This window comes from Pseudomonas frederiksbergensis, assembly GCF_001874645.1.
Classification (GTDB): Bacteria; Pseudomonadota; Gammaproteobacteria; order Pseudomonadales; family Pseudomonadaceae; genus Aquipseudomonas; species Aquipseudomonas frederiksbergensis_B.
This window is the reverse complement of record NZ_CP017886.1, coordinates 5,092,592-5,107,068: the sequence shown is the minus strand read 5'-3', so window position 1 is coordinate 5,107,068 and position 14,477 is coordinate 5,092,592. Positions and strand designations below refer to the sequence as shown.

Here is a 14,477-nt window from a genome sequence, read left to right as displayed (position 1 = left end):
ACGAAAGATGTCTGGATGGAGCGACAGCCGCCATTCAGCGGAGCCCTGAAACAGGGCTCCGCCTCTGACTCAATAGCCCAGCGAAAGTCCAGTGTTACGCCGTGGATCGTTCGCGCCGTAGAAGCGGTTCTTGCCGACCGGTTTTGCGCCAAGTGCAGGCGCGCCGACCAAAATCGCCGCAAGATGGTTGGCGCTCTGCGGGCCGGTGAACTTCTGCCCCCAGCTTTCGAGGATTTTCCGGGTGTCCGGACTCACGGCGAACGCTTCGAGATTGGTCTCTTCAGGCAACCACTGTTGATGGAATCGCGGCGCATCGACCGCTTCCTGAATATTCATGCCGTAGTCGATCACATTGAGGATGGTCAGCAAGGTCGCGGTGATAATCCGGCTGCCTCCCGGCGTGCCAACGACCATCACTGTTTTGCCGTCTTTGGTGACGATGGTCGGGCTCATTGAAGACAGTGGTGCTTTGCCTGGGGCGATCGCGTTCGCTTCACCCTGCACCAGACCGTACATATTGGGCACACCCACCTTGGAGGTGAAGTCGTCCATTTCGTCGTTGAGCATGATGCCGGTCTTGCTGGCCATGACCCCTGCACCAAACCAATCGTTGAGGGTGTAAGTCACCGAGACCGCATTACCCCACTTGTCGACAATCGAGTAGTGCGTGGTGTTGTTGCCCTCGTGCGGCGCTACCCCGGGTTTGATATCGTGGGAAATACCGGCTTTTTGCGGGTCGATGGCAGCACGCAGCTTCGCCGCATAGCCTTTGTCCAGCAGATGCGCTATCGGGTTCTTGACGAAGTCGGGGTCGCCCAGATAGCTGTTGCGGTCGACATAGGCGTGACGCATCGCCTCGATCTGATAGTGCAGCCCCTGTGCCGAGTGAAAGCCCAGGCTTGGCATCGGGTAGCCTTCGAGGATGTTCATGATCTCGCAAATAATCACCCCACCCGAGCTTGGCGGTGGCGCAGAGACAACGTGATAACCGCGGTAGTCACACTCGATCGGCGCGAGCTCGCGGGTCTTGTATTTGTCGAGGTCGGCTTGTGTGATGAGCCCCTTGCCGGCCTTGCTTGAGTCGACGATGGCCTGGGCAACCCAGCCCTTGTAGAAGCCGTCAGTACCTTTACTGGAAATTTCCCGCAGCGTCTTGGCCAGGTCCTTTTGCACCAGCTTCTGACCCACCTGAAGCGGCTCGCCATTGCTCAGGAAGATTGCGCCCGAGTCGTGCATGTCTTTCTTGAATTGGTCAGTGGCAGTATCAAGCAGATCGACGTCGCCCTGCTCAAGCACGAAGCCGTCCTCGGCGTACTTGATGGCCGGGGCGATGACATCGGCACGCTTCATCGTGCCGTATTTTGTCAGCGCCAGCTCCATCCCCGACACCGTTCCCGGCACGCCGACGGCCAGGTGTCCCTTGGAGCTCAGGTCCGGGACGACATTGCCATCCTTGTCGAGGTACATGTTCGCGGTGGCCGCCAGGGGCGCCTTCTCGCGGAAGTCGAGGAAAGTCTTGCGGCCATCGGCCAGTTGGATAGTCATGAAACCGCCGCCACCGATGTTGCCTGCCGCGGGGTAGACCACCGCCAGCGCATAGCCGACCGCAACCGCTGCATCGACTGCGTTGCCGCCGTCCTTGAGAACGTCGACGCCAACGTGGGTGGCCAGACGCTGGGCGGTAACCACCATGCCATTTTCGGCGGCGACCGGGGCTTGCGAAGCGGCTTGTGCGCAGGCGCAACCAATAGCGAGTGCAGTCGCTATCAGCGATTTGGCAAGGGGCTCGAATGTCATGAGTCGATTCTCTTGTTTTTGTTCTGTGGGAGGGGGACGTCGTATCAGATGACGACATCCCACAAACTGTAGGACAGTTTTGGCATTCCCGAGCCGCCAAATCTCCACAATAGGACTATCGCCCCCGGGTCTTCGCTGAAGGAGTGCGTCAGCGGGAGCAATTCGTGCGTTTATGTCACTGTTCGATTTGGATTGTGGATTCAACTGGTCGCAACAGGTAGAAAACAACCCATTGCAGACAGTCAGGCTACGGAAAATAAATCCGCCCCCTTCCCTTTCATGAGCAAACCCTTGAGTGTCGCGGACCGCGCGCCACCTTGCTGGGCACCTAGGAGCCACCCCAATCGGTGGCCCCTAAAGAGACCTGAATCAGCCCAGGCGCATTGACAACTCAATATCGTCGGCAAAAGGCACAGACAGGTAACCGTTCTCCGGCGCGCGCACGTAGGCAAGATACTCGGGGCAGTAATCCGTGTTGTCCGCTACCACCAGCGCTCCCGGTTTCAGGTGTTTTTCGACCAGGTTCAATACGTCACCATACAATGCCTTGGCACCATCGAGCAGGAGCAGATCGACAGATTCCGGGAGGTCGGTTGCAAGGGTGACGAGCGCATCGCCTTCACGAATCCCCACCAGGTCGCTGACGCCGCCTTCAACGAAGTGATTGCGCGCCAGCGCGATCTTCGACGGTTCGAATTCGCTGCCGATCAGCACTCCGCCGCCGTTGTCGCGCAGCGCCGCCGCCAAGTGCAAGGTGGACAGGCCGAATGAAGTACCAAACTCGACGATTGTCTTCGCCTTTGTGTTGCGCGCCAGCATGTACAGCAGCTTGCCGGTGTCACGGGAGACCGGCAGCCACAGGTCCTTGAGCAGTCCGTAGAGTTTCAGGTAGTCGGTCTTGCTGTGCATCAGGCGTTCACGCTCTTCGCCGGACACCGTGCTCAGCACCGGACTGGTGGCGGTGCTGGCTTGGGTGTAGAGGCGCTCGATCAGGCTCGCCAATGGCTCAGTGGTCAAGGTTGTCATGATTGATTTCCGTCAGTGGGGGATTAATATGCGACTAATTCGTCGCATTTAAATGATGCGAGTGATTCACCACATTCGCTATTCGCGTTTTCCTCCCGACGCCCGAGCTGCCCATGACAAACCGTCAGACCGCCCGTATTTCCTCACGCAAACAGCCGCAGCAGGCACGCTCCACTGATCTGGTCGCGGCGATTCTGCAGGCTGCTATTCAGGTTTTGACCGAGCACGGTGCCACCCGTTTTACCACCGCACGGGTCGCGGAAAAGGCTGGCGTGAGTATCGGCTCGCTGTACCAGTACTTCCCCAACAAGGCCGCGATCCTGTTCCGGTTGCAGAGTGATGAGTGGCTGCACACCACGCAGATGCTGCGGCGGATTCTGGAAAACCTCGAAGAGCCGCCACTGGATCGCCTGCGCACATTGGTACAGGCGTTTATACGTTCGGAGTGCGAGGAAGCACAGATGCGCGGTGCGCTGAACGACGCGGCGCCGCTCTATCGCGATGCGCCCCAAGCCCACGAAGTGCGCGCGGCAGGACGGCAGATCTTCGCCACCTTCATGCTCGAACTGCTGCCCGAGGTCAGCGAGCCAACCCGCACAGCGGCATGCGATCTGATCCTGATCACGCTCAGTTCGGTGGGAAAGGATTTTTCCGGCAGCCCGCGTAGCGAGATGGAAATGACTGTTTGCGCCGATGGGCTGGCGGATATGTTTCGTGCTTACGTTGTGACGCTCAATCAGCCCCAAGCTACCCGGCCATCGACGCCAGAAAAGGCTGTCGATACGCGGCCACCAGTTGTTCCAGATTGAACGCCAGGTTGCGATCTTTTAAACGCTCAACGGATTGGTATTACGCCTTCAGAGCGCCCGTTTTCATTCGCTCCGACGCCTGCGCCCGCAAGCGTCTGCCGACCACATCCATCACGTCATACCCATCGCGCAACGGAATGGCCAGCAGTTTGGCGAAGACGGCCAGCACCACCGTGTCGCTCTCGATGTCGGCACGAAAAGCGATATTTTCCAGCACTTGAGTGACCGCGCGGATGCGGTAGTCGGCGGTGGCGTGCAGCGCGTTGATCGGGTAGCCGTAGCTGAGTGGCATCTTTATCAAATCTTTATTTTATTGCCCTCATTCCTGTTAACAACTTTCCAGACGTCCAACTAGGCTTGCCTCATCTTTGGAGGAAACGCGATGGACTTCTTCTTTTTGCTACTCGGTGCACTGTTTCTCATCATCCTGGTCGGCCTGACATACGGCTGCGCGGCGCTCAACAGGAGACGCTCATGACTGGCTTCTATCTTTTCGGCGGGCTAATCGCAGCCGGCTTGCTGCTGTATTTGGGCGCCGCGCTGTTGTTTCCGGAGGACTTCCTGTGACTATTCAAGCCTGGGTTCTACTCGGAGCCTTTCTCCTGGCGCTGGGCATTCTGGCTTGGCCGCTGGGGCGTTGGCTGACCACAGTAATGGAGGGCCGATTTGCCTTCGGTTCACGCATCGAGTCGCCGCTATATCGCCTGGCGGGCGTCAAGCCTGAAACGCAGATGGGTTGGGTCCAGTACGCGCTCGCATTGATTCTGTTCAACGCGTTGGGGTTCCTGGCCGTTTATGCCTTGCAACGGTTGCAAGGCGTTCTGCCGTTCAACCCGCAGGGGTTTGCTGCCGTCACCCCCGACTCCTCGTTCAATACCGCCGTCAGCTTCGTCACCAATACCGACTGGCAAGCCTACAGCGGCGAATCAACGATGAGTTACCTGACCCAGATGCTCGCGTTGACGGTGCAGAACTTCCTGTCCGCCGCGACAGGCATCGTGGTGGCAGTTGCCCTGATCCGAGGGTTCGCACGCCACAGCGCGGACAGCATCGGCAACGCCTGGACTGACCTCACCCGCGTCACCTTGTGGGTGCTGTTGCCACTGTCACTGATATTCGCGCTGTTCTTCGTCAGTCAGGGGGCGATTCAGAACCTTGACCCGTACAAAGACGTCTCGACACTGGAGGTCATGCAGTACCAGGACCCCGTGCTCAATAACGCCGGCCAGCCGACCCTTGATGCCCAGGGCAATCCGGTGACCAAGGCCGCCAGCACCGACAAGCAGACCATCGCGATGGGACCGGTCGCCTCGCAAGAAGCGATCAAAATGCTCGGCACCAATGGCGGTGGTTTCTTCAACGCCAACTCGGCGCACCCCTACGAGAACCCGACCGCGCTCACAAACTTCCTTCAACTGATCGCGATCTTCCTGATCCCTACAGCGCTGTGTTTCGTCTTCGGTCACGTCGTTGGTGACATACGCCAAGGCTGGGCGCTGCTGGCGACGATGACGATCATCTTTGTGATCGCGGTGGTGGCCGTCACCCATTACGAACAACTCGGCAATCCGCAGTTTTCCGCGCTGGGCATCGATACGGCGGCGGGCAACATGGAAGGCAAGGAACTGCGCTTCGGCATTAGCGCATCCAGCCTGTTCGCGGCCGTGACGACGGCGGCTTCATGCGGCGCGGTCAACGCGATGCACGACTCGTTCACCCCACTGGGCGGCGCAGTACCGCTGGTGCTGATGCAACTCGGTGAAGTGGTGTTCGGTGGCACGGGTTCCGGCCTGTACGGCATGCTGGTGTTCGCCATCCTCGCGGTGTTTATCGCCGGCTTGATGATTGGCCGTACCCCCGAGTATTTGGGCAAGAAGATCGAAGCCTTCGAGATGAAGATGGTCGCCATTGCCATCCTCGTGACGCCGCTGCTGGTGCTGTTCGGGACCGCCATCGCGGTCATGGCCGAGGCCGGCAAGCTGGGAATCGCCAACCCTGGCGCCCATGGCTTCTCGGAAATCCTCTACGCCTTCACCTCGGCGGCCAACAACAACGGCAGCGCCTTCGCCGGTCTGTCGGCCAACACCCCGTTCTACAACACGATGCTGGCCATCGCCAGTTGGTTTGGCCGGTTCGGCGTGATCGTACCGGTGCTCGCAGTCGCTGGCAGCCTGGCCGCCAAGAAACGTCTGGCGGTCACCGGCGGCACCATGCCCACCCACGGGATGCTGTTCGTTGTACTGCTGATTGGCACGGTGTTGCTGGTCGGCTTGCTGAACTATGTACCGGCGCTCGCGCTGGGCCCCGTCGTCGAACACCTCATGATGTTCAAGTGAGATCAGGCACATGACACGTAAAACGTTCTCCTTGTTCGACCCGAAACTGATAAGACCGGCCATTGTCGAGTCCGTACGTAAACTCAGCCCCAGGATCCAGTGGCGCAACCCGGTGATGTTCGTCGTTTATATCGGCGCGATCATCACCACCGCCCTCTGGGCGCAGGCCCTCAGCGGCAAGGGCGAGGCCAGCACCGGGTTCATCCTCGCGATTGCTCTGTGGCTGTGGTTCACCGTGCTGTTCGCCAACTTTGCCGAGGCCTTGGCCGAAGGCCGTAGCAAGGCCCAGGCGGCCTCTCTGCGCGACCTGAAAAAGCAAACCTGGGCCAAGAAGCTGCGCGAGCCGCACTACGGCGCCGAGTGGCAGTTGGCTCAATCGAGCGATCTGTGCAAAGGCGATGTGGTGGTGGTTGAAGCCGGCGACCTCGCAGACTCGGTAATCCCCGCCGACGGCGAGGTGATCGAAGGCGCCGCCTCGGTGGATGAGTCTGCCATTACCGGCGAATCGGCTCCGGTGATCCGCGAGTCTGGCGGCGACTTTTCTGCGGTGACCGGCGGTACCCGAGTGCTCTCGGACTGGATCGTCATCCGCGTGACCACCAACCCCGGCGAGACCTTCGTCGACCGCATGATCGCCATGGTCGAGAATGCCAAACGGCAAAAGACCCCAAATGAAATCGCCCTGTCGATCCTGCTGGTCGCGCTGACCATCGTGTTCTTGGGCGTCACGGTGACGCTTCTGCCCTTCTCCCTGTTCGGCGTCGCAGCCGCCAAGTCCGGGGCGCCGGTCTCGATCACCGTGCTGATTTCACTGCTGGTGTGCCTCATTCCGACGACCATCGCGGGGCTGCTGTCGGCGGTCGGTGTGGCCGGCATGAGCCGCATGATGGAAGCCAACGTGATCGCCACCTCCGGCCGGGCCGTGGAGGCCGCTGGTGATGTCGACGTGCTGCTGCTCGACAAGACCGGGACCATCACGCTGGGCAACCGTCACGCCTCGGCGTTTTTACCGGCGCCGGGCATCAAGGAATCGGAGCTGGCGGATATCGCACAGCTTGCATCACTGGCCGACGAAACGCCTGAGGGGCGCAGCATCGTGGTCCTGGCCAAACAACGGTTCAACCTGCGAGAGCGCGACATCTCGGCGCTGCATGCGCACTTCGTGCACTTTTCGGCGCAGACCCGCATGAGCGGCGTCAACATGGATGACCGGCAACTGCGCAAGGGTTCCGGTGAGGCGATCCTCAAGCATGTCCAGAGTCTGGGCGGGCATTTCCCCGAAGCGGTACAGACCGTCGTCGAAGAAGTGGCTCAGCGAGGCAGTACGCCATTGGTGGTCGCCGATGGGGCCAAGGTGCTGGGCGTCATCGAACTCAAGGACATCGTCAAGGGTGGCATCAAGGAACGCTTCGCCGAGCTGCGGCGCATGGGGATCAAGACCGTGATGGTGACGGGGGACAACCGGATCACCGCCGCCGCCATCGCCGCTGAGGCCGGTGTCGATGATTTTCTGGCGGAAGCCACCCCTGAACAAAAGCTGGAACTGATTCGCAGCTACCAGGCCGAAGGTCGGCTGGTGGCCATGACCGGCGACGGTACCAACGACGCCCCGGCGCTGGCGCAGGCGGATGTCGCCGTGGCGATGAACTCGGGGACTCAGGCGGCCAAGGAAGCCGGCAACATGGTCGACCTCGACAGCAACCCGACGAAGTTGATCGAGGTGGTGGAGACGGGCAAACAGATGCTGATGACCCGTGGTTCGCTGACCACCTTCTCGATTGCCAACGACATCGCCAAGTATTTCGCGATCGTGCCGGCGGCGTTCGTCACCACTTACCCGCAACTCGCGGCACTCAACATCATGGGGCTGACGAGCCCGAATTCAGCGGTGCTGTCGGCGGTGATTTTCAACGCGCTGATTATCATTTTCCTGATTCCCCTGGCGCTCAGAGGCGTGAAGTACCGCCCGGTCGGTGCGGCCCTGCTGCTGCGCCGCAACCTGTTGATCTATGGGTTGGGTGGGGTAATCGTTCCATTCATTGGCATAAAAGTGATCGACATGGCGTTATCCGCTGTCGGTCTGACTTAAGGGAGTACGGCTATGTTATCTCTGCTGCGTCCGGCGTTGACCCTGCTGATTGCACTGTCACTGCTCACCGGCCTGGCCTATCCGCTGGTCACCACCGCAATCGCCAAGCTGGTTTTTCCCCATCAGGCTGCGGGCAGCCTGATCGAAAGAGACGGCAAGACCGTAGGCTCGCTGCTGATCGGTCAGGGCTTCAGTGATCCGAAGTATTTCTGGAGCCGCCCTTCCGCCACCAGTCCCATGGCGTATAACCCATTGGCCTCGGGCGGCTCGAACCTGGGCCCACTGAACCCGGCGCTGGCGGACGCGATCAAGGGCCGGATCGACGCGTTGCACGCTGCCGATCCGGGAAACACCGCCACGGTCCCCGCCGACCTGGTCTATAGCTCGGCCAGCGGTCTTGATCCGCATATCAGCATCGCGGCAGCGCTGTACCAGGCAGGCCGAGTCTCGCGGGTGCGCAACCTGCCCGTCGAGAAGGTCCGCGAACTGATCAACCAACACTCCGAAGACACACTGCTCGGCTTCCTCGGCGAGCCTCGGGTCAACGTTCTGGCACTGAACCTGGCGCTCGACGCTGCGCATTGAGTGCAACTCACAGAGGGTGGGCTTGATGTCCGAACAACGTCCCGACCCGGACCAGCTACTGGCCCAGATCCGCGAAGAAGAAGCGCAAGCCAAACGTGGTCGGCTGAAGATCTTTTTCGGCGCCAGTGCCGGCGTCGGCAAGACTTACGCGATGCTCGCGGCGGCCCAGACTGCAAAACTGCAAAACGTCGATGTGCTGGTCGGCGTGATCGAAACCCACGGGCGCGCCGAAACCCAGGCCCTGACAGCGGGTCTTGAACACCTGCCTCTCAGGCAGGTTGTCGACAAGAACCGCACACTGAGCGAATTCGATCTGGACACCGCCCTCGTACGCAAACCGGGCTTGATCCTGATCGACGAACTGGCGCACTCCAATGTCGTCGGTTCCCGGCATCCAAAACGCTGGCAGGACGTGGAGGAACTGCTCAGCGCCGGTATCGATGTCTGGTCGACAATGAACGTTCAGCACCTTGAGAGCCTGAACGACATTGTCGGCGGCATCACCGGCATTCGCGTCTGGGAGACCGTGCCCGACCATGTCTTCGACACCGCCGATGAAGTGGTCATCGTCGACTTGCCACCCGACGACCTGTTGCAGCGCTTGAAAGAAGGCAAGGTCTACATGGCGCAACAGGCCGAGCGTGCGGTGCAGAACTTCTTCCGCAAAGGCAACCTGATCGCCCTGCGCGAACTGGCACTGCGCCGAACCGCCGATCGCGTCGACAGCGAGATGTTGCAGTATCGCCAAAGCGGCGCGGTCAAACCGGTGTGGGGCACCCGCGAGTCGCTGCTCGCCTGCATTGGTCCTCATGAACAGGCAGAAAAAACCGTACGCTCGACGGCGCGCCTGGCCGCCCAACTCAGCGTGCCGTGGCACGCCGTGTATGTCGAAACCCCCGCCTTGCAGCGTCTGCCCGAGACCAAGCGCCGTCGTGTGCTGGCGACGTTGAAACTGGCCCAGGACATGGGCGCGCAAATCTCGACCCTGGCCGGTCAGGACATTGCCGAAGCGCTGGTCAAGTACGCACGGCAGCACAACCTTTCAAAAGTCGTGTTGGGTCGTGACGAACGTCCGCGTCGCCGACTCTGGCGATCGGTGCTGGCGGATCGGATTGGTCTGTTGGGCGCTGACCTTGATGTGATTCAAGTCTCGCTGCCGGCCAGCCACCGCCCGCAAACCGAGAGCACCGCCACCGCCGGCGAAAGCCCAATCATATGGTCGGCCTACCTCTGGAGCGTGGTGATTTGCGCGGCGACAACCTTGGTGGCCATGCCCCTGTTCCAGGTGCTGGAGCAGGCCAACATCGTCATGCTCTTCCTGCTGGCCGTCGTCGCTGTAGCGGTTCGCTTTGGTCGTGGCCCGGCCGTCATGGCGGCCTTTGTCTCAGTCGGCGCCTTCGACTTTTTCTTTGTAGCGCCGCGCTTTTCGTTCGCCTTCGCCGATGTCCAGTACCTGGTGACCTTCAGCGTCATGCTCGTGGTCGCCCTGGTGATCGGGCAAATGACCGCCGGCCTGACCTTCCAGGCGCGGGTGGCGCAACGGCGTGAAGACCGCATGCGGGCGCTGTACGACATGTCGCGCCTATTGTCCGCCGCGCTGATGACCGAGCAGGTCGCCGAAATCGGTTCACGCTTTCTGTCCGCCGAGTTTGGCGCAAGGTCGGCACTGCTGGTCGCTGACGACAACAATAAACTGCAAGCCCCCATGGTCACGGGGGATGCACCCCAAGTCGACTTTGCCATTGCCCAGTGGTCGTTCGATAAAACCGAACCGGCCGGATACGGCACCGACACGCTGCCGTCGAGCTCCACGCTCTATCTGCCTTTGTCAGCGCCCATGCGGGTACGCGGGGTACTGGCCGTGCAGCCGCAAGACGCGAGCCGATTGGCTGTGCCGGAACAGCGGCGCCTGCTCGACACCTGTGCGTCATTGCTGGCGATCTCCCTCGAACGGATTCACTACATCCACGTCGCCCAGGACACGACGGTTCAGATGGAGTCCGAGCGGTTGCGCAATTCGCTGCTTTCGGCCATTTCCCACGATTTGCGGACTCCGCTTTCGGTCATGGTCGGGCTCGCCGAGGCACTCAAACTGACAAAACCTGCGCTGACAGGCGACGCCGCCGAGATTGCCACCGCCGTGGGCGAATCCGCGCTGCGCATGACTACCCTGGTCAATAACCTGCTGGACATGGCTCGCCTCGAATCCGGCAAGGTGGTGTTGAATCGTCAATGGCAGCCCATCGAAGACGTGGTGGGCAGCGCCCTGAGAGCGATCCATCCGATTCTGGGAGCGCATTCGGTACAGGTTGCACTGGATGATGACCTACCACCGGTGCGCATCGACGCCGTGCTGATCGAGCGCATCCTCATCAACCTGATCGAAAACGCCGTCAAGTACACCCCACCCGACACCCCCATCCGTCTGGGGGCTAACGCAACGCCCGACAGCATCGAGTTGTGGGTCGCCGACGAAGGCCCGGGATTGCCTCACGGGCATGAGGAAGAAATATTCAGCAAGTTCGTACGCGGCAAGAAGGAAAGCTCGATTCCCGGCGTTGGCCTGGGCCTGGCCATCTGCCGAGCCATTGCCCAGGCTCATGGAGGTACCATGCTGGGTGTCACTCGCCCTCAAGGGGGGGCGTGCTTCACCTTACGTCTGCCCCGCGAAGAACCCCCAGTCATCGAGCCCTTTGCGCAGCCGGCCGACGAGGAACAACCATGACCGAATCGGTGCCCCACATCCTGATTATTGAAGACGAGAAAGAAATACGACGCTTTGTGCGAATGGCCCTGCAAGCCGATGGTCTGGAAGTGCATGAAGCCGACACCTTTCACCGCGGCCTCGTCGACGCGGGGACGCGCCGTCCGGACCTGATCGTGCTCGACCTCGGACTTCCCGACGGCGACGGTGTTGACCTGATTCGGGACGTACGGAACTGGTCACAGGTGCCGATCATTGTGTTGTCTGCGCGTGGCGCGGAGTCCGACAAAATTCTGGCCCTGGACACTGGGGCCGACGACTACCTGGTGAAACCCTTCGGCACCGGAGAATTGCTCGCCCGCGTCCGAGCCCTTTTACGCAGGCGCGTCAAGGATGCCGAGAGCCGCTCGGTGCTGGCCTTTGGAGATGTCCAGATTGATCTGGATCGGCGCGTCGTGGAACGCGCCGGTGCGCCTTTGCACCTGACGCCTCTGGAATACCGTTTGCTGGTTCATCTGTGCTCGCACCCGGACCGGGTCCTGACTCACCTGCAACTGCTCAAAGCCGTATGGGGCCCTTCGCACACCACCGATACGCCGTACCTTCGGGTGTTCATGGGAGGCCTGCGCAAAAAAATCGAAGCAGACCCGTCCCAGCCACGACACCTGGTGACCGAAACCGGTGTGGGTTACCGATTCATTCCTTGAACACTGAGCGGCACGCGTTGAATTCAGACACAGGCTTCAAGTCCTGAGGCCCCGTGGCTACCGTTCGTCCAGGCTGAAGAGTGGTCACCCTTTCCTCGTCTACACCTTTAAACAGGAGATCCCTTACTGCCTGTTGGGCACCGGGCATTTAATTCGATGGCATACGAAGCGCCACACGGAATTGCAGTACTTCAAGCTTCGGGTTTCATGTCTCAAGGAATAGAAAAATGACCACTAGCAGTAAAGACTGGCATGCATGGCTGAACGCGATGCCACCGAAACCGGACGACTTCCACGTTGTAGGCGATGTTGAAGTTGCCAATCCGGGGATCAAGGTCTACCTGACCATGAGAGCCGCGCAGGGCTCTAATCCATCAATCCTCATGCTGGATCTGCACGTGGTCCAACGGCCTGGAATCTGGCCACCCATGTTGTGCAGTACACAGGCCAGGTACGACCGGGTAATGCCCCCAAGCGCGCCCCACTACACAGCGGTTGACGTTTACCACAATGGCGAGCGATTGGCGTACATCGACTACATCCCCACCATCACCTGACCGGCTCGTAACCGGTCACTCACGCCATAGCGCCACGTACAAAAGGTCGGGAGGGTCCAGAAAAACGAGGCGCTCATCTTCTTGGGGTTACATCGGAGAGATGGTGGCAAGCGCACCAATCACGATGGTTAACGTCAGAAATCCACCCAGAAAAATCGCCATCTTCAGCATTAGGCCTCCAAAATTACACGTCTGTGGTCGCAGCGTCATTGTGAGGCCAGGGCTGGGTTCAATACAGAAGCAGATAGCCAGGGAAAATGCGGATCAGTTCAACACGCCGACATTCCGCTCACTCCCCCCGACCGCGACACGTGATTGGCGGACCGTTCATTCCGCCCGCCCGCACCGACGTATTGAGAGCCACGGCGGCGCGAATGAGCGCCGTCAACGCTTTTTCATCAATCCTGTCGCCCTCGTGGACGTCAATGGCACGCCGGGTGTTGCCTTCGAGGCTGGAGTTGAAGAGACCTGAAGGGTCCTCCAACGACGCGCCCTTGGCGAAGGTCATCTTCACGACATGCTTGTACGTCTCACCGGTGCAGATGATTCCGGCGTGCGACCATACCGGAACCCCTCTCCACTTCCATTCCTCAACCACCTCAGGAACGGCCTGCTGGATGAGCGCCCGGACCCGAGCGAGCATTTCACCCCGCCAATCACTCAGCTCCTTGATTCTCGCCTCTATCAGCTGAGAGACAGTGCCTTCCCCCTCTCCTCCATTTGCGCCGCCCTTTTCCTTCTTCATGATGGTTGTCATCCGCCTCATGGTAGTTGTCGCTCGCCCGCCACTTGAACATTGCCGACTGACGGCTTCCCTCCAGGCAATCAACAACCGCAATGGGTCGGTTGCAGCTCTTGGCGAAAGGCAGAAGTCGGCCAGAAGCCGTCATTCATATGCCTCTAAAAAATTGGGGGCGATTCATGTTGACAGGAAACCGCTCGAACTCTTCGGTAGACAACAGCACTCTGGCTCTAGTCTTATGGGGCAAGCCAGCCAACAGAATAAGAGTTTCATCTACCTTATCTGGTCTGACTGAAAAGCTGGCAGCTACATATAACCGAGTGCTCATTTTCACCACAGCCCGTTCCAAACAAAGATCCCCATGCAGTCGATCCTTTACCGACCCGCAACGGATTGACTGCATTCTCTTTAGGCAATCTACTTGATTGCTGCTAGCACCAGATCAGCAACCGCGCCACCCGAAGCCGGGTTTTGCCCGGTGATCAGTCGCCCATCGGCAATTGCAAAGGGAGCCCAGGGTTCGTCGGCCTTCTTGTACAGGCCGCCACGGGCGACCATCTCATCTTCGGTCAGGAAGGGTACGTATTTATCCAGCTCGACAAGTTTTTCTTCTGTGTTGGAGAAGCCGGTGACTTCCTTACCTTTGAGCAGCAGAGTGCCGTCAGACAGTTTGATGTTGAGTAGAGCGGCAGCACCGTGGCAGACCGAGGAAACGACGCCACCACTTTCGTAAATCTTGCGGCTCAGGGCTTGTAGCTCAGCGTTCTCAGGGAAATCCCAGATCACCCCGTGGCCACCTGCGTAATAGACGGCGACGTAGTCAGCCGGGTTGACTTCGCTCGGCTTTAGCGTCGAACCCAGACGGGTCATGAACGCCTTGTCGTGGTACCACTCCCAGTCAATCGGTATGGCCATTGCAAGGCTGTGCGGGTCAATGGGGGTATAACCGCCCTGAGGGCTGACATAGTCAACCTCATAACCGGCTGCTTCGACTTTATGCACAAAATGCACTGCCTCGCCCAGCCACAAACCAGTCGCGCGGTCCAGATTCGGGTACTTCTCAACGCTGGTTAGTACCACCAGAATTTTCTTGCTCATGGTTCACCTCTTGGTTTTTAGTGGTGG

The 14,477-nt window shown here is 59.9% G+C and carries 13 protein-coding genes; 8 read left to right on the top strand and 5 right to left on the bottom strand.

All coding sequences use genetic code 11. From position 1 onward, the window contains the following. Positions 1 to 69 precede the first annotated feature (69 nt). Together ggt and BLL42_RS24605 are read right to left on the bottom strand one after the other, a co-directional pair. Entirely contained in the window at positions 70 to 1,797 is a 1,728-nt protein-coding gene (gene ggt, locus BLL42_RS24610; protein ID WP_071555008.1) for a gamma-glutamyltransferase, read from the bottom strand. A gap of 369 nt (positions 1,798 to 2,166) precedes the next feature. After that, positions 2,167 to 2,823, bottom strand: coding sequence for an O-methyltransferase (locus BLL42_RS24605; RefSeq protein WP_071555006.1), 657 nt, complete (start codon positions 2,821 to 2,823; stop codon positions 2,167 to 2,169). A 113-nt stretch (positions 2,824 to 2,936) separates the two neighbouring features. Here BLL42_RS24605 and BLL42_RS24600 point away from each other — a divergent pair, with 113 nt between their 5' ends. Beyond that, positions 2,937 to 3,632 (top strand): TetR/AcrR family transcriptional regulator, encoded by a 696-nt coding sequence (locus BLL42_RS24600; RefSeq protein WP_071555004.1) that lies wholly within the window; start codon positions 2,937 to 2,939, stop codon positions 3,630 to 3,632. A gap of 40 nt (positions 3,633 to 3,672) precedes the next feature. Here BLL42_RS24600 and BLL42_RS24595 read toward each other — a convergent pair whose 3' ends face one another. After that, positions 3,673 to 3,924, bottom strand: coding sequence for a hypothetical protein (locus BLL42_RS24595; protein WP_071555002.1), 252 nt, complete (start codon positions 3,922 to 3,924; stop codon positions 3,673 to 3,675). 182 nt (positions 3,925 to 4,106) lie between these two features. Between BLL42_RS24595 and BLL42_RS24590 the strand changes: the two genes are divergently transcribed. The 7 genes from BLL42_RS24590 to BLL42_RS24560 all read left to right on the top strand — a co-directional run bounded on the left by BLL42_RS24590 (position 4,107) and on the right by BLL42_RS24560 (position 12,610). Then, positions 4,107 to 4,199, top strand: coding sequence for a potassium-transporting ATPase subunit F (locus tag BLL42_RS24590; protein WP_071555000.1), 93 nt, complete (start codon positions 4,107 to 4,109; stop codon positions 4,197 to 4,199). Next, positions 4,196 to 5,968: a potassium-transporting ATPase subunit KdpA gene (gene kdpA / locus BLL42_RS24585; protein WP_071554998.1), complete on the top strand. Its 1,773-nt coding sequence runs from the start codon at positions 4,196 to 4,198 to the stop codon at positions 5,966 to 5,968. The genes BLL42_RS24590 and kdpA overlap by 4 nt, the downstream gene beginning before the upstream one ends. Positions 5,969 to 5,978: 10 nt before the next feature. After that, positions 5,979 to 8,057 (top strand): potassium-transporting ATPase subunit KdpB, encoded by a 2,079-nt coding sequence (gene kdpB / locus BLL42_RS24580; RefSeq protein ID WP_071554996.1) that lies wholly within the window; start codon positions 5,979 to 5,981, stop codon positions 8,055 to 8,057. 12 nt (positions 8,058 to 8,069) lie between these two features. Further along, the gene (gene kdpC, locus BLL42_RS24575; protein ID WP_071554994.1) at positions 8,070 to 8,642 is read left to right on the top strand and encodes a potassium-transporting ATPase subunit KdpC; all 573 of its coding nucleotides are present in this window, start codon (positions 8,070 to 8,072) and stop codon (positions 8,640 to 8,642) included. 25 nt (positions 8,643 to 8,667) lie between these two features. Continuing rightward, on the top strand, positions 8,668 to 11,367 hold the full coding sequence (kdpD, locus tag BLL42_RS24570) for a two-component system sensor histidine kinase KdpD (RefSeq protein ID WP_071554992.1): 2,700 nt from the start codon (positions 8,668 to 8,670) through the stop codon (positions 11,365 to 11,367). Further along, the gene (locus tag BLL42_RS24565; RefSeq protein ID WP_071554990.1) at positions 11,364 to 12,053 is read left to right on the top strand and encodes a response regulator; all 690 of its coding nucleotides are present in this window, start codon (positions 11,364 to 11,366) and stop codon (positions 12,051 to 12,053) included. The genes kdpD and BLL42_RS24565 overlap by 4 nt, the downstream gene beginning before the upstream one ends. Before the next feature lie 227 nt (positions 12,054 to 12,280). Further along, complete coding sequence (locus BLL42_RS24560; RefSeq protein ID WP_071554988.1) at positions 12,281 to 12,610, top strand: hypothetical protein; 330 nt, start codon at positions 12,281 to 12,283, stop codon at positions 12,608 to 12,610. 289 nt (positions 12,611 to 12,899) lie between these two features. Here the strand turns inward: BLL42_RS24560 and BLL42_RS24555 are convergent, their stop codons facing one another. Continuing rightward, positions 12,900 to 13,355 (bottom strand): DUF1801 domain-containing protein, encoded by a 456-nt coding sequence (locus tag BLL42_RS24555; protein WP_071555846.1) that lies wholly within the window; start codon positions 13,353 to 13,355, stop codon positions 12,900 to 12,902. A 414-nt stretch (positions 13,356 to 13,769) separates the two neighbouring features. Then, positions 13,770 to 14,450, bottom strand: coding sequence for a type 1 glutamine amidotransferase domain-containing protein (locus BLL42_RS24550; RefSeq protein ID WP_071554986.1), 681 nt, complete (start codon positions 14,448 to 14,450; stop codon positions 13,770 to 13,772). Positions 14,451 to 14,477 lie beyond the last annotated feature (27 nt).

What these genes read in the sequence shown, in the direction of transcription:
- ggt (WP_071555008.1), bottom strand. Translation starts at nt 1,797, where the DNA reads ATGACATTCGAGCCCCTTGCCAAATCGCTGATAGCGACTGCACTCGCT.
- BLL42_RS24605 (WP_071555006.1), bottom strand. Translation starts at nt 2,823, where the DNA reads ATGACAACCTTGACCACTGAGCCATTGGCGAGCCTGATCGAGCGCCTC.
- BLL42_RS24600 (WP_071555004.1), top strand. Translation starts at nt 2,937, where the DNA reads ATGACAAACCGTCAGACCGCCCGTATTTCCTCACGCAAACAGCCGCAG.
- BLL42_RS24595 (WP_071555002.1), bottom strand. Translation starts at nt 3,924, where the DNA reads ATGCCACTCAGCTACGGCTACCCGATCAACGCGCTGCACGCCACCGCC.
- BLL42_RS24590 (WP_071555000.1), top strand. Translation starts at nt 4,107, where the DNA reads ATGACTGGCTTCTATCTTTTCGGCGGGCTAATCGCAGCCGGCTTGCTG.
- kdpB (WP_071554996.1), top strand. Translation starts at nt 5,979, where the DNA reads ATGACACGTAAAACGTTCTCCTTGTTCGACCCGAAACTGATAAGACCG.
- kdpC (WP_071554994.1), top strand. Translation starts at nt 8,070, where the DNA reads ATGTTATCTCTGCTGCGTCCGGCGTTGACCCTGCTGATTGCACTGTCA.
- kdpD (WP_071554992.1), top strand. Translation starts at nt 8,668, where the DNA reads ATGTCCGAACAACGTCCCGACCCGGACCAGCTACTGGCCCAGATCCGC.
- BLL42_RS24565 (WP_071554990.1), top strand. Translation starts at nt 11,364, where the DNA reads ATGACCGAATCGGTGCCCCACATCCTGATTATTGAAGACGAGAAAGAA.
- BLL42_RS24560 (WP_071554988.1), top strand. Translation starts at nt 12,281, where the DNA reads ATGACCACTAGCAGTAAAGACTGGCATGCATGGCTGAACGCGATGCCA.
- BLL42_RS24555 (WP_071555846.1), bottom strand. Translation starts at nt 13,355, where the DNA reads ATGAAGAAGGAAAAGGGCGGCGCAAATGGAGGAGAGGGGGAAGGCACT.
- BLL42_RS24550 (WP_071554986.1), bottom strand. Translation starts at nt 14,450, where the DNA reads ATGAGCAAGAAAATTCTGGTGGTACTAACCAGCGTTGAGAAGTACCCG.